The organism is Lwoffella lincolnii (assembly GCF_037201985.1).
Lineage (GTDB): Bacteria > Pseudomonadota > Gammaproteobacteria > Pseudomonadales > Moraxellaceae > Psychrobacter > Psychrobacter lincolnii.
The window spans coordinates 428,388-443,324 of the sequence record NZ_CP147511.1 but is presented as its reverse complement, the minus strand read 5'-3'; the positions used below and the strand labels follow the sequence as shown (position 1 = coordinate 443,324).

The following is a 14,937-nucleotide window of genomic DNA, read 5'->3' as shown; positions in this document are numbered from 1 at the left end:
CAGACACGGTACTGGTTGGGTTGTTTTGGGCATTATTTTTAGCATTATTTTTAGCATTGGTTTGGGTATTGCCATTTACCGTGTCGGTTATGGTTGGCGTTGCGATGTCTGAAGTGTTTTGTGTCAAACTCATGGCTGTCCTTATTGGCAATCTATATTCACAATCGACCCATAGTCAAAATCTACCAGAGCATGTTCCTAAAGGGTCGTGTGTTTAAATATCATTTAACCGCTTTAACCAAGCTGTCAAACGTCGCCAACAGCTTATCTTTGGCTTGATTGACCGCATGGGCATCATTAATATCAATGTTGGCAAAGTGGTTAACCAATGCACTGCCCACGATGATGCCATCTGCCATCTGTCCGATGGATTTGGCAGACTTCGCATCTTTGATACCAAAGCCCACGCACACGGGCAGGTCAGTCATGGCTTTTATCTGTTGTACTTGCTCGGTAACATCGCCCACATCTAAATTGCTTGCCCCTGTTACCCCTTTTAATGACACATAGTAGATAAAACCACGTCCATATTTTAGCACCTGCTCACGTCGCTCTGGCAAGGTGGTTGGGGACAGCAAAAATATCTCATCCATGTCATGCTCTGCCAATAATTCCAGCAAATCACCTGCCTCCTGTGGTGGCAAATCCACAATTAAGATACCATCAACACCCGCATCTTGACAGGCAGACAAAAAAGTTTGATGGCCAATGATTTCAATGGGATTAAGATAACCCATCAAGATAACAGGAGTGTGCTGATTGTCTTGGCGAAAAATTTTAACCATCTCAATGGCTTGGCGAGTATTTGTGCCTTGTGCCAAAGCTCGCTCAGCAGCAGTGGCAATAATCTTGCCATCTGCCATTGGATCACCAAACGGCATACCCAACTCAATGATATCCGCACCATGTGCCACCAACTCATGCATCAATGGCACGGTTGCTGTTGGATTGGGATCACCTGCCATCACATAGGGAATAACGGCTTTTTTTTGCTTTTGTTGTAACTGAGCAAAGACTTGTTGAATTTTTGACATGATTGACTCACTTAAACATCTAAAATTTGGCTGGGCTGGTTAAACATGCTTGATTAAAACGATTAAAACATTAGCATTTGACCATTTGACCATTTGACTGATTGACACACATGATTGACACACAAAAACACTTAAGACCGCCCCATTTGGTGTACAAGCGTTAACAATTGGCTTAAACTGGCTAATATACGCCAATATGCCAAAAAAATCGACCCATAACCTGACAAAGGGTGATAATTTAATTTTGCACGTTTAGATTGAGGCAAGGTAGTCAAGGTGCTGAACCACAGAATGTGAAAATGTCGTCTATGGGTAAATAAAGCACTGCCAACTCAAGGTAACTGGGCAGATGGCATGCGTCTCATGATGATGCGTTGCTTATTGCGTAGGCGTTTGTTATTTAAATTGTCTTGATAATATTTGGGATTGGGCAATAAGCAAATGAGCAATGCTGCTTCATCACGGTTGAGTTTACTGGCAGGTTTATCAAAATAATGCAGTGCCGCCGCTTGAATGCCATAAATGCCATTACCAAACTCTGCAACATTAAGATACGCTGTCAAGATACGCTGTTTGTCCCACATATGTTCTATCATCATGGTGATAAGTGCTTCATCTGCTTTACGAATGTAGGATTTTTGTGAAGTTAAAAATAAGTTTTTTGCCAACTGTTGGCTGATGGTTGAGCCACCTGCTGACACTTTACCCAAACTTTGGTTTTTTTCTAATGCCTTTTCGATGCCTTGCATATCAAAGCCATGATGACTGACAAACTTAGCATCTTCACTGACAATGGCGGCTTGTTTGGCACTCTTAGCGATGTCGTCATACTCTACCCATTGCTGGGTAACTTGTCCACCTTGTAGACGATGTGTCAACATAAACATGCTGTTGGTAATGGGCTGAGTTTGCCACACCACAAGCAATCCTGCCACCATCACATGAAAAGCAATGACCAGCAAGATGGCGGTGAATATGAGCCATTTCATAGGCTTGAGCATAATTTTTATCATGTGGCTGATTGACCCAATCAAATAAATAAAAGCTGATACAAATCTTATCTTATATGCGGAGCAATTTGCCACCCATTCACCAAGCAGGCAAATAATTGTGTAACATCAATCGCAACTTTAACGACCACAGCGGTTGAATGCCTGTCATGCCTTGAGTCATTTTTCCTTGATGCAAAATCACAAATGAAGGCGTAACTTGCCCCTGCCAATCAGCAAATATCCGTCCATGACTGTCGTTGATGGTAATAAACTCATAATGATGCTGTTGCAAATATTGACCCAGCTCAGCATCATCACCTGATTTAACAGCGATGCTGACCACAGGGTAGCCATCTTGATGTAGCTGACTGACCTTAGGCGATGTTACCGCACACACGCCACACCAACTGCCCCAAAAATACACCAACACAGGGGAATTTTGGCTGATGGCAGACACATCAACAGGCATGCCTTGATAATCCATCAAATGTAAATTTGGCTGAGCAGGCATGACAGGCTGTCGCCACCAATTCACCAGTAAATAAATGACCACAAACAACAAAAGATACTTTAATAAACCAAACAAGGTCGGTAAGATGGATAAACGGAAGTTAATCATTGTCTCCTTAATCACTGCATTTTTAACACTGCATTTTTAACACTGCATCTTTAACACTGTGTCCTTATGCCAATAAAGTTGACATGACCATGACAGGCAATCATTATTCACAATATTCATAATTCATAGATAATCATGATTGTGGCAATTATGCCAAATCATCATTGTGATAAATCATCATGATAAATCATAATCATGCCAACCATTTAAAACCCTGTACGGAACAATACCCCAGTTACCATAAACGCCAATGACAACAACGTTACTGACACAATATGCCCAATAAACAAGTGGCGTAATTTGGCATTCTCTAAATCCTTTTTTAACCGTGGAATGACGATAAGCTGAGCGGATAATGCCGTGAGTGCCGTCAGCACCAGCCACGTGATTTTTAAGCTGATAAGCACCGCTATCGGATTGTCATGATTGGTGAGCATCGCAAACTGGGGCAAGTATCTATGAGCCATATAAAAGCCTGTCAGTACCTGCACAAGCAAAGCCGTCATACCAAGCTTTTCAAAACTGCCTTCAAAGTTTAAGATAAGTCGACTGTCCTGCTCACGCACAGATTTGGGTAATACACACAAACACAGGTATAAATGCCCACCAACCCAAATGCACGCCCCTAAAATATGTAATAACAACAGCCAAAAGTTCATAAGAAAATGCCATGTGTGGTAAAAGGGTGAATTTATTGAACTTTAACATGTGAAGTAATTGAACAATTTTAAATGTTTAAATCATGTCCTGATTTTACTTGAATGACGCTTAACTAACACACGCCACAAGTTTTAATTTAATAGGATATTATAAGATATTTTTTTTGTTACTTATTCATTTTTTTGTTACTCAGTCATCATAAATATTATGAAACAGATTGAATTAAATTTCAAGAAACAGTTTAATTGTAAATAATGCCAATATCACTTATATTGATTTGGCTTATCTCAATCTATCTTAAAAATTAAATCATTCAAACATTCAGAGTTAAATCATGTTAAATATACCCGAGCTTATCGAACCTGCTTCATACCCCCCAAAAGCACCCAATCCCATTGCAGGCTTAAGCGAATATCTACAGGTAAATTTTAGCAAATATTTTGAGAATCTAACCGCAGTTAGCGACATTCAAACCATTTTAGCGCAAGTTCAATCAAAGCCAAATACCATCGTATGGCTTGACCTAGAAATTGAACCAAGCACTCAAAAACTACTCGATGGTGCGATTGTCGTTGGTCATTTATATTGGCAATTTGATGAGACGCTATTTAGCAGTTACGCAAGTCTATTTTTTGAGATTTTTCAAACTGCTGACCATTTAGCTGGGCATAATTTGGTTGAATTTGATTTACCAATACTGGTGGATTTTTTTAAGGCTATTGAGAAATTGAATGTTACCGATGATACACTGTCTCAATGGCAAGTCAAAACATGGGATACGCTTATTCTAAGTTGCCTGCTGATTCCACATCAACCTACCCATGCGTTAGCCAAACTATATAAAGCCAATACCACCCATAACAATCCTGTGTTGGACTGTGTTGAAAGTCAGATAATTTTTCAACTTTGTCTGACAGCATGGAACAATTTACCGTTAGACAGTCAGTTCTTATACCATCAACTACTGCCCAATCTTGAGAAATTATCCAATAACCAGTATTTTTGTATTGATGATGATTGCATCTTCGATTGGGATTCAATAACAAGTGAAATGCCTAAAGGCAATCAATCCGAACTGGTTGCATTGCTACAGCAAGCTTGTAACACAATTAAAAAACAAAAAATCAAACAGCAAAAAGGCATATTTAAAGAAACTCCCCATTCTTGGCAGTATCTAGGTTTGGCATGTTTTGTTAATTGGCTACGCTATTTTGATAAACCACAAGCCCGTCGCCCTGTGTGGATTACCAAACACCCGATTTATAAGCAGAGTTTTCAACACGCTGAAGACACCTTTTGGCAGATTGATGCCACTAATGAAGATTGGATTAACAGCCAATGTCAAGAATTTTTTGGTTTTGACAAATTGCGTGATGGACAAATGCAAATTGTCAAAGCCACCCTCGCCAATCAAGACATTCCATTAGGAATTTTGCCAACGGGGGGTGGTAAAAGTCTCACCTTTCAATTACCTGCGCTTATTTTTAGCAAGTACCAACGCCAGCTCACCGTTATTATTTCACCACTAAAAGCCTTGATTGAAGACCAAGTCATTAATCTTCATACCCAACTGCCCAACTATAAAAGCCGTATCGCCTATCTGACATCAGGGCAAACGCCTGAGACTCAAAAGAATATTATCACAGGCGTGTGGCAAGGTGATATCGATATCCTGTATTTAAGCCCAGAACGCTTACGTACATACAGCATTCGCCAACTGCTTAAAAATCGTACGCCTGCCTTTTGGGTACTCGATGAGGCTCATACCTTAAGCCAATGGGGCACAGATTTTCGTCCTGATTTTTTACGGATTGCTGACCACATTATTGCCTGTTATGGTTCCGAAATTGCCCAAAAAGTGCAGAATGACATCAAGGCAATGGCGAAAAAGCCCAGTAAAAATGACAATCAATTTGATTTGCTAGCAGGCAATACGCCCAAAACCGTTAATGAACCTGCTAGAGAATATGAATTTATTGCCCCAAGAGTCAGCCTTGTAACCGCTACTGCTTCTAGCCGTGTCAAAGAAGATTTGGATAAAGAATTGGTCAATAAACTGGTTACTTTAACGAATAATAAACCTTTGGTGCAATATGGTACACCTATCGATAACCTAACAATTTGGCGTGAGAATATTACCCCACATTTTGAGCAAGTGGCAAAAGACAACCGCATGACAAGAATTTATCAAATCTTGCATGAACGTCAAGCTTGGTATGAGCAAAACCATCTTGAAAACCCCGAACAAGGTATCGCTCTTGTCTACCTGAGAAACCGCAAAGCTTGTGAAGCATACGCCAAACACTTTGCTGAACAGAATCTCAAAGCGGTCGCCTATCATGGCAAACTGGATGAATCACAGAAAAAGCAAATTTTACAACAGTTCAAAAACAATGAACTGGACGTGATTGTTTGTACCAATGCCTTTGGCATGGGCATTGATAAAGCAGGCATTCATACCGTCATTCATAGTGGTGTGCCAAATAATCTTGAATCGTATGTCCAAGAAATTGGGCGTGGGGCAAGAAAATCCCATGAGCATGCTCACGCCTACATGCTATGGGACAATAGCGACATCGAAAATCAGTTTAAACAAGAACGCCTCTCTCGTATTCCCAATACCGAAACTCTAAAAAACTGCTGGGAGCAAATCAGACCGATTCTAGGCAGACAGCCTAGCGACCAATGGTTTGCAGGCAATTTGTTGTTGCCAATTTTAGGCATTGATGATGATGTGGAACAACTTAACACCCAAATTCGTGTGGCTCTATTGGCATTAGAACGCTACGGCTTATTGATTGAAAAAGAACAACAGCCTGCTTTTATTACCATTAAACCATTGCAAAGCCCCACAGCAGAGCATAATAGTAAACTACTTAAACTGTATCACCAATTACAGCAAATTAACGACAATTTACCGACCCAGACCAGTATTTATAAAACCACAGAAACACAGCCCACTCGCTACCACTTGCCTGAGCTTGCCGTGGCGTTAGGCTATTCGGTCAAGCAGTTACTAGACCTACTGCGTCAACTGGTCAAACTGGGATTTGCTCAATGGGAAATTGTGGTTAATATTCGCCTAAACCATACTGTCAGGCATCTAAAAAGTGAGTTTAATAAGAAAAAACGTATCCTTGATGCCCTAAAAGCCTTTATTAATAGCGATTTTTTTCAAGCACATTATCAACAGATGGATAGTGTGGATGGGTTTGAGCGTTTTGATGGCAAAGCCTTGGATAATTGGCTTGTGGCTCATCAGTATCAATTCCGCACCGCTAAAGACATTTTTCCAATGTTGCGAGCGTTAAATATCATTGCCACACGATATCACTCAAAGCATTATTTTACCGTCAGCTCAACCATTGAAACTAAAAACCAACTGGCAATTGAACAGCTTAGCGATGATTGGCACAACTGGCGAAACCTTGCCGAACAGCAAATCAATCAACTTGCTCCACTGCTTGATGAGTATATTTTTGCCAAGCTTGATGGCAAGGGGAAAGAAGTGGGGGTAAATTTCTCATTGGACGATATTGCTGAGCAACTCAATCGCTCACCAATAACCATTTTGCACCAACTTGAACAGCTACAAAGATTACGCATCATCGAGCTATCACGCCTTGATGATGATGCCAATGCGATTTTCTTTATTGGTGCGAATAAAACCAAAAAACCATATAACGCCGTTGCTTATCGTTACTTACAACAACATTATACTGACCGTTGTATGCGGATTCATGTGTTAAATCATTGGCTTAATAGCGACATGAACACCAAACGCTCACTGATGGAAGACTACTTTAGATATCCGTTAGCTCACGTGGTTAAGCAATATATTCCCAAAGACACCGATGTTACTCGCCCTTATCTCAAAGATTATAAAAAACTGATTTTACCCAGCCATTTAAGTAATGTACAAAAGCAAATCATTGAAGATAAAAGCCGTGCATCTATGATTTTAGCAGGACCCGGTTCAGGTAAAACCACGGTTGTCGTGCATCGGGTCGCTCATCTGTTGATGATTGAAGAGATTAGACCTGAAAAAATATTGATTTTAGCTTATAACCGTTTGGCAGTGTGTGAATTGCAAGGCCGCTTAAAAGCCTTAGTGGGGAATAATGCCAATGGCGTAACGATTTTGACTTTCCATGCCTTAGCCCGCCAAATCACAGGATTGTCAGAAAAAGATGCCACCAATGAACAACTGGACGAAATTTGTTCTAAAATTGCTCATCTAAACAAAGAAAAAAATGATGATAAACGCCGAAATAATGCCCGTTATCAATGGCTCATTGAGCAAGCAATTGCCCAGCTTAAAGAGTCTCCCCAGTATTTTCAATATATCATGGTTGATGAGTTTCAAGATATTGATGAGTATCAATATGAGCTGATTGGGCTTTTAGCCGATTTACAAGAAGTTAAAGATGACATCACTGATAACAGTTCATCAAGTAACAATTCATTAAGTAACTATGAACAGCGTGGATATCTGATGGTTGTGGGCGATGATGACCAAAATTTATACGCCTTTCGTGGGGCAAGTATTGAATTTATTCAGCAATTTGAACAACACTATCATATTGACGTTTCACAAAAATATTATTTGCTTAATAATTACCGCAGTGCAGATAATATCGTGAATCTTGCCAATGACTTTATCAGTCAGTCATTGCCTAATGAAGATCGGTTAAAAGATGCTGATAATAGCGTCCAGCCCACTCATACTCACCCAGATTTACCGATTCGCCATGGCACATTTCATCAGCCAAAAGGTATTGATATGGCAAGTTGGATTGCTCAAGATATTCAAGCCAAACTGGCTGAATTTGAAAGTTTAGAGCATCAACCAAGCATTGCCATTTTAGCCCCCGAATGGCAATGCTTTGATGCCATACAGCATTATTTAGAAATTTTAGGTATAAATAGCCAACGCTACAATGAAAGCGAGCAGTTAATTCCGTTAAATAGCTTTATTGGGCAGGCGTTGTGCCAGTTCTTAGATAATGAACGCTTAGCAATAATCACTGGACAAGTGACCATATTTTTAGAAAATTGGCGAGAAGAACAACATTTAACCGCTTTAGATAAGGCGTGGCAGGCTATCTTAAATAGCATTGCAGACTTGGCTGATGTTACCTATGAACAAGTATTGCAACGGCTTGAAATGGCACAATATGACAGTAAAAAAGCCGTTTATTTACTCAGTTATCACAGTGCCAAGGGCATGGAATTTGACCATGTCTATGTTATCGACCAAATCAGTAGCCAAGTCAGTAGCCATCAGGAAAATGGCCAAGATACGGTCAGACCTTTATATGTGGCTCTGACACGAGCCAAGCAATCACTGACCGTCTTGCAACATCAATATAATCACCATCAACGCTTAGCTGACTTATTGGCTAAACAAGGTCATCTATGCACCATTAAAACAGTCAGTAAGCCAAAATATCTAAGCTTCCACCGTTACTTACAACTTGAAGAAATCGTACTGACACCAAAAGCTTTAGTGAGTGAACAAGGGCGAGAATTTGTTACTCAAATTTTTGTTAAAGATGGCTGGGGCAAATCAGACAACGTATTTAGCCGATTTGTGGTAAAAGCCTGGAATAAACATAAGATGACATCAGGTTTTTATTCACCCCGTAATCAACTTATTTGCCAATTTTCGAGCAATTTGACCACTAAATTAGGCAATATGAATATCGAGTTGGCAGGGTTTACTACTACTCGATTCTATCAGCAGGATATGGCTTGGTATGAAAAAGCGAATTATCATGGTGTTGAAACTTCCCATTATTTGATAGTGCCGTTTGTAAAATTTAACATTTATTTATAGATAAAATTTTAATAAAAAAATAGACAGTTTAAATCTTAGCACTGTTCTAGGGTGATTGTTTCTAGGGCAATTGTTCAAATGGTCATATCCAATAAATAACCATATCACCTTTATCATCACCAAGTCGTTGCCTTTTATCAATTTTACCAAGATACTGTTTTACCAAGATACTGTCTCACAGCTTAAAAGATTGCATAAAACAACACAAAACTCAACGCTGAGATGATTGCAGCGGCTGGTAAGGTAGTTACCCACGCTAATGCAATGGGTTTCATCAAGCCCCAGTTGGCATTTTGATTGACCAAACCAATGCCCAACACCGCACCCACTAAAATGTGCGTACTAGACACAGGCAAACCCAAAAATGACGCCATCATCACCACGCCAGCGGCAGACAACTCAGCTGTAAAGCCTGAAGCAGGGTGCATTTCTGCTAAGTTTTTACCCACCGTTTGGATAACCTCTTTACCAATAAACCACAGCCCCACAATCAACGCCACCCCAAAGGTAACCATCGCTATCATCGGCACAGCCGCTTGAGCTTGTACAGATTGGGTGCGTATCACGTCCATGATGGCGGCAAAAGGCCCAATGGCATTGGCAATGTCATTTGAACCATGACTAAAAGCAAAGCCAGAAGCGGTAAATACCTGCATCCAGCTAAACATAACAAACGTGGCTCTATCAAGATTTTCGTCTGTTTTTAGGGTTTTGGCATAGACAAAGGTTGCCATCCAAATCGCCACACCAATCATGCCCATCAGCAAAAATTTGCCAAGCATGGATATCCCCAAATCTAAGTTTTTTAACCCTTTAAACAACAGCATTGCTGAGACAATCATACCAGCCAACGCTGCCACCAAAGGCACCCAAGTTTGTAGTGCTTTAAAGGCTTGTAGCTGATATTTTTTTTGCTCAATCTGATACAACTTTTTGTAATAAGGGGTTTTGAAATCAGCTTCTGACACATTTACATTTTTTATCGTAAATAAATGGGCATCTCTCACCAATGACCCTGTATAAGATAACTTTTGTAAATCACTCAATCGTTCAAAGGCTTGCCTATCTTCTTCTAAAGTCAGTTTTTTTTGCTGATTAAGTTGACTGATAAGCTCTTGAGCTGAGTCATTATAGCTTAAGATGTGCTTTTTGATGTGATAAAACAGCGCATACGACGCAATGCCACCAAGCACAGGAGACAACACCCATGACACAGCAATGCCACCTATTTTATTCCATTGAACCAATGACAGCCCTGAATCACTGCCACCAAGCATAAAGCCTAATGTAACCGATGCACCAACGATACCACCAATGATGGAGTGCGTGGTTGAGACTGGCCAGCCTTTTTTGGTCGCAAACAACAACCAAAATGCCGCTGCAACCAAAGATGCCATCATGACAAACACAAACTGTAACGGCTCAATGTGCATCGCTTCTAAGTCCACGATGCCTTTACGAATGGTGTCCGTCACTTCACCGCCAGCAATCACCGCCCCAGACACTTCAAAAATCGCTGCCACACCCAATGCTTGTGGAATGGTCAGTGTACCTGCCCCAACAGATGTGCCAAATGAATTGGCAACGTCATTACCCCCAACATTAAACGCCATAAAGACAGCGAATAATGTGGCAATAATAAATAACCATGTGTTGTTATAATTTGTGTAGCCCAATCCCCACCAAATAAAATAAAGCGTAAAACCAATCAACACTGCCGCAAACACCACATTGACCTTAAAAGAACCAACTTGCGTCGTTTGCGTTGCCCCAGAAGATGATTGCATAATATCTCCCAATGCCTAATATTAAGTACTAAAAATACGTGAATACTTAAACACTTAAAGCAAATGCACCAAATTAAAAGGTTAAAGTACGTAACTTCTAAAAATAATCAGTATGGTACTCATTTATCATCACCAGTCAATCAAACAAACTGCATTTCATGGTTTATTATATCTATTTTTAACTCAGGACATCCGTTTATGTACCGCATAGAACAGCTTCGCCCCTTATCTCGACAGCATCAGCTTGGCTTAAGCCTATCTCGTCAAGCCATGCAATGCCCCAAAGACAGCACGACTGATGACATTTTTAGGCATTGGCAAGCATTGGTGGCATATGTTCATGATGACCGAATCGCACATTTTGCGATTGAAGAGAGATATTTGGTTGCCCCTTTATTGGCAAATCATGGCAACCACCCCAAAGTGATGGCGCTTGGTAAGCAGCTGCTTGCCGAACATGAGCAGTTACGCACATTAAGTCAGCTGACTGAGTCTGCCAGCCACCCAACCATTGATGATTTACATGCCTTGGCACAAGCGTTATACGACCATATCCGCTTTGAAGAGCGAGAGGTTTTTCCAGTCATACAAGAGCTGTTGACAACCAAGCAGTTGGATACGGCATATCAGCAAACGCTTCAACATAACCCGACCAAATAACCCGACCAAATTAAGCCAAACTGATTAGACTTTTAAATTTAACCCTTTAAATACCCTTTTAATTTAGCCCATTAAAGGCTGGTCAAAAAATAAGCCGTGTTAGCAAAAGGCATAACACGGCTTAAGTTTTAAACCATAAAAAGGGCTTAAATGATAAATGGGCTTAAATGACAAACTGACCCATTAAAACCATCATATCATCTGTCTGCTTCAAACTTGGCGACCGTTTTGGCGATGATGTCCACACACTCACGCAGTTGGGTTTCAGTCATCACAAGCGGTGGGGCAAATCGAATGATGTTGCCGTGTGTGGGTTTGGCAAGCAGTCCATTTTCTTTGAGTGCCAAACATAAGTCCCAAGCCGTACTGCTGTCTTCGGTGTCATTGATGACCACCGCATTGAGCAATCCCTTACCACGCACCAAGGTTAAAAGCTCATGCTTATCCACCAACTTTTGCATCTCTTCCCGAAAGATATGCCCAAGCTTATCAGCATTGTCCGCTAAGTTGTCATCACGCACCACCTCTAAAGCGGTTTTGGCAACCGCTGCCCCCAGCGGATTGCCGCCATAAGTTGAGCCATGCTGTCCTGGGCGAATGACATTCATGATGTCATCATCTGCCATGACCACTGACACAGGATAAACGCCACCAGAGACGGCTTTGCCCAAAATTAAGATGTCAGGACGCACATTTTCATGGTCAAGGGCAAGTAATTTGCCTGTGCGAGCAATGCCCGTTTGGATTTCATCGCCTAAAAACAGCACATTATGCTTATCGCAAAGGGCTTTGGCTTTGGCAAGATAACCTTCAGATGGCACATACACACCCGCTTCACCTTGGATTGGCTCAACCAAAAACCCTGCCACATCTTGATTATCAGTTAACGCTTGTTCTAAGGCTTGAAGATTGTCGTATTCAACTTTAATAAAACCTTGGGTATAAGGGCCGAAATTTTTACGAGCATTTTCATCATTAGAAAATGAAATGATGGTGGTGGTACGACCGTGAAAATTATTCTCACAGACAATGATTTTGGCTTGGTTTTCATCAATGCCTTTTTTCTCGTATGCCCATTTTCGACAAATTTTAATGGCGGTTTCTACCGCTTCTGCGCCCGTGTTCATCGGCAAAAGTTTATCATAGCCAAAATAGTCACAGGCAAAGGCTTCAAACTCACCAAGCTTATCACTGTGAAATGCCCTTGATGTTAAGGTCAGCGTTTTGGCTTGTTCGGTTAAAGTGGCGATGATTTTGGGGTGGCAATGCCCTTGATTGACCGCTGAATAGGCAGATAAAAAATCATAATACTGTTTGCCCTCAACATCCCAAACATGCACCCCCTCGCCACGGTTTAATACCACAGGCAAAGGGTGATAGTTGTGAGCACCGTATTGCTCTTCACGGTCAATATAAGCTTGGCTGTTTGATGGTTGGTTGATAGTGTTCATACTGAAGTCCTTAAAAAAATATGTCCATGAATGATTTGAATTATTGGGTTGTGTCAGGTCTGACTAGGGTGGATTTACCAAACAAGGATTCAATAAAATCCACCATAATGACTGCGGTGCGGTTGCGTTCATCAAGGGTTGGGTTTAGCTCCATGATGTCCAAAGATGCCATCAAACCAGTATCGGCAATCATCTCCATACACAATGACGCTTCACGATAGGTAGGTCCGCCCATCACCGTTGTGCCAACCGCTGGGGCGATGCTTGGGTCAAGAAAATCGACATCAAAACTGATGTGTAAGTGCGTGTCATCATCCAAGTCTTTTAACGCTTGTTCCATGGTATGACGCATGCCATTTTCATCAATATAACGCATGTCAAAGACAGTTATGCCTTTTTCGTTGATGAAGTATTTTTCTTTAGCGTCCACACTGCGGATACCGATTTGATACACATCTTTTGGGCTAATCGCTCCTTTGACACCACCAATGGTGGTTAACGCATCAGGACCAAAGCCACAAGCACACGCCACAGGCATGCCATGAATGTTGCCTGATGGAGTCATTTCGCTGGTATTAAAATCCGCATGAGCATCAAGCCAAAGGATACGCAATTTTTTGCCTTGCTCACGGCAATGGCGTGCCACAGCGGTCAATGATGCCAAACCTAAGCAATGGTCTCCTCCCATCAAAATGGGAAAGTTGCCATTTTTAAGCTCATCATACACAGCATCGTGTGCCATTTTGTTCCATGCAACCACTTCATCAAAATGACGGTAGCCGTTCACAGGGGGCTGATTGGGGTTGGCTGGACCTTGCAAATTGCCACGGTCAATGACAGTAAAACCATATTGTTCAATGGCTTTATCAATGTCAGCAATGCGTAGAGCATCAGGCCCTAAGTTCACGCCTCGCACACCTGCGCCCACATCGGTTGGGGCACCTATTAAAGCAATGGTGGGTTTGTTTGTCATGTGTCATGTGTCCTTGATTGGTCAAATGTCCTTGATTGTTCAAATTTTCTAAGATTTATTTGAGTTAAATGGTCATCTGGGTTAAAAAAAATAGAGTTTAAAAAATTGACTATACAACATCTGCCAGTCATACTCAAACACCATATGATATAATTCACGTTGAATTGTCCCATGTACTTATACCATATATTTACCATATATTTGTACCACATATTTATTTAATGTCATTAAATTCATTCTCTTCTTATGCCAACCTTACCCCCCAAACACCCAGCCAATACCACAGGCATAAAAACTGTCAGCATCACCAACGGACAACCCACCATTGCCAAACCAACCACTCGCTTGATTGCCATCATTTATGACGGCATGTTAATTTTGGCATTGTTGTTTTTGGTGGGAACGGTGTTGTCAGTGATTGGCACACTGATGCTGCTGCCAGTTGGCACAACATCACAAGAAGCCCAAAAGTTACCAAATTGGTATCAAAACTTGATATTGACCCCCAGTTTTGTGCTAACGCTGGTGGGATTTTATGGCATATTTTGGCGACGAGCGGGGCAGACTTTGGGCATGCAGACATGGCGGTTAAAGACCGTCGGCACTGATGGCCAGCTGTTGTCATGGCAACAAAGTTTTATGCGTATCTTATCGGCGTGTGTGTTGCCATTCGTCTGTGGCTTCATTGGTTGGTTGTTGCATGGTTCACGCATGGCGATGGTATTCAGTGCATTTTTGGGCTTGCTGTTTAATTATGGTTTTTGTTGGTTAAACCGCCGTGGTTTGGCAGTGCATGACTTGCTGTCACAAACCTTAACCCTAAAAATGCCCAAAATCCAACACAAAAGCCTGTGGCAATCTTTTAAAAAACAGCACAAAAGCCACAACAAATAGCCAACCCCCACAAATGACCAACCAATAA

At 41.2% G+C, this 14,937-nt stretch carries 10 protein-coding genes; 3 read left to right on the top strand and 7 right to left on the bottom strand.

Annotated elements, in window-relative coordinates:
• Positions 1–221 precede the first annotated feature (221 nt).
• The 4 genes from trpA to WDM69_RS01990 form a co-directional block, all read right to left on the bottom strand.
• Positions 222–1,034 carry a tryptophan synthase subunit alpha gene (trpA, locus tag WDM69_RS02005; protein ID WP_338755577.1) on the bottom strand — a complete coding sequence of 271 codons (813 nt, stop codon included), beginning with the start codon at positions 1,032–1,034 and terminating at the stop codon, positions 222–224.
• A gap of 332 nt (positions 1,035–1,366) precedes the next feature.
• Positions 1,367–2,035, bottom strand: coding sequence for a monofunctional biosynthetic peptidoglycan transglycosylase (mtgA, locus tag WDM69_RS02000; protein ID WP_078307517.1), 669 nt, complete (start codon positions 2,033–2,035; stop codon positions 1,367–1,369).
• An 88-nt stretch (positions 2,036–2,123) separates the two neighbouring features.
• Positions 2,124–2,645 (bottom strand): protein disulfide oxidoreductase, encoded by a 522-nt coding sequence (locus tag WDM69_RS01995; protein WP_240494904.1) that lies wholly within the window; start codon positions 2,643–2,645, stop codon positions 2,124–2,126.
• Between the two features lie 206 nt (positions 2,646–2,851).
• The gene (locus WDM69_RS01990) at positions 2,852–3,304 is read right to left on the bottom strand and encodes a CopD family protein (RefSeq protein ID WP_078307516.1); all 453 of its coding nucleotides are present in this window, start codon (positions 3,302–3,304) and stop codon (positions 2,852–2,854) included.
• A 335-nt stretch (positions 3,305–3,639) separates the two neighbouring features.
• On the opposite strand from WDM69_RS01990, the gene WDM69_RS01985 reads away from it, so the two are divergent.
• The gene (locus WDM69_RS01985) at positions 3,640–9,144 is read left to right on the top strand and encodes a UvrD-helicase domain-containing protein (RefSeq protein ID WP_338755576.1); all 5,505 of its coding nucleotides are present in this window, start codon (positions 3,640–3,642) and stop codon (positions 9,142–9,144) included.
• 182 nt (positions 9,145–9,326) lie between these two features.
• On the opposite strand, the gene WDM69_RS01980 is transcribed toward WDM69_RS01985, so the two are convergent.
• Complete coding sequence (locus WDM69_RS01980; protein ID WP_338755575.1) at positions 9,327–10,931, bottom strand: inorganic phosphate transporter; 1,605 nt, start codon at positions 10,929–10,931, stop codon at positions 9,327–9,329.
• Between the two features lie 198 nt (positions 10,932–11,129).
• Here WDM69_RS01980 and WDM69_RS01975 point away from each other — a divergent pair, with 198 nt between their 5' ends.
• A complete protein-coding gene (locus WDM69_RS01975; RefSeq protein ID WP_003662283.1) occupies positions 11,130–11,591 on the top strand; it encodes a hemerythrin domain-containing protein in 462 nt (153 codons plus the stop codon).
• 197 nt (positions 11,592–11,788) lie between these two features.
• Here WDM69_RS01975 and rocD read toward each other — a convergent pair whose 3' ends face one another.
• The gene (gene rocD / locus WDM69_RS01970; RefSeq protein ID WP_338755574.1) at positions 11,789–13,042 is read right to left on the bottom strand and encodes an ornithine--oxo-acid transaminase; all 1,254 of its coding nucleotides are present in this window, start codon (positions 13,040–13,042) and stop codon (positions 11,789–11,791) included.
• A 40-nt stretch (positions 13,043–13,082) separates the two neighbouring features.
• The gene (gene rocF, locus WDM69_RS01965; protein ID WP_338755573.1) at positions 13,083–14,015 is read right to left on the bottom strand and encodes an arginase; all 933 of its coding nucleotides are present in this window, start codon (positions 14,013–14,015) and stop codon (positions 13,083–13,085) included.
• Between the two features lie 246 nt (positions 14,016–14,261).
• Here rocF and WDM69_RS01960 point away from each other — a divergent pair, with 246 nt between their 5' ends.
• The gene (locus tag WDM69_RS01960) at positions 14,262–14,909 is read left to right on the top strand and encodes an RDD family protein (RefSeq protein WP_338755572.1); all 648 of its coding nucleotides are present in this window, start codon (positions 14,262–14,264) and stop codon (positions 14,907–14,909) included.
• The last annotated feature ends 28 nt before the right edge of the window (positions 14,910–14,937 follow it).

What these genes read in the sequence shown, in the direction of transcription:
- trpA (WP_338755577.1), bottom strand. Translation starts at nt 1,034, where the DNA reads ATGTCAAAAATTCAACAAGTCTTTGCTCAGTTACAACAAAAGCAAAAA.
- mtgA (WP_078307517.1), bottom strand. Translation starts at nt 2,035, where the DNA reads ATGCTCAAGCCTATGAAATGGCTCATATTCACCGCCATCTTGCTGGTC.
- WDM69_RS01995 (WP_240494904.1), bottom strand. Translation starts at nt 2,645, where the DNA reads ATGATTAACTTCCGTTTATCCATCTTACCGACCTTGTTTGGTTTATTA.
- WDM69_RS01990 (WP_078307516.1), bottom strand. Translation starts at nt 3,304, where the DNA reads ATGAACTTTTGGCTGTTGTTATTACATATTTTAGGGGCGTGCATTTGG.
- WDM69_RS01985 (WP_338755576.1), top strand. Translation starts at nt 3,640, where the DNA reads ATGTTAAATATACCCGAGCTTATCGAACCTGCTTCATACCCCCCAAAA.
- WDM69_RS01980 (WP_338755575.1), bottom strand. Translation starts at nt 10,931, where the DNA reads ATGCAATCATCTTCTGGGGCAACGCAAACGACGCAAGTTGGTTCTTTT.
- WDM69_RS01975 (WP_003662283.1), top strand. Translation starts at nt 11,130, where the DNA reads ATGTACCGCATAGAACAGCTTCGCCCCTTATCTCGACAGCATCAGCTT.
- rocD (WP_338755574.1), bottom strand. Translation starts at nt 13,042, where the DNA reads ATGAACACTATCAACCAACCATCAAACAGCCAAGCTTATATTGACCGT.
- rocF (WP_338755573.1), bottom strand. Translation starts at nt 14,015, where the DNA reads ATGACAAACAAACCCACCATTGCTTTAATAGGTGCCCCAACCGATGTG.
- WDM69_RS01960 (WP_338755572.1), top strand. Translation starts at nt 14,262, where the DNA reads ATGCCAACCTTACCCCCCAAACACCCAGCCAATACCACAGGCATAAAA.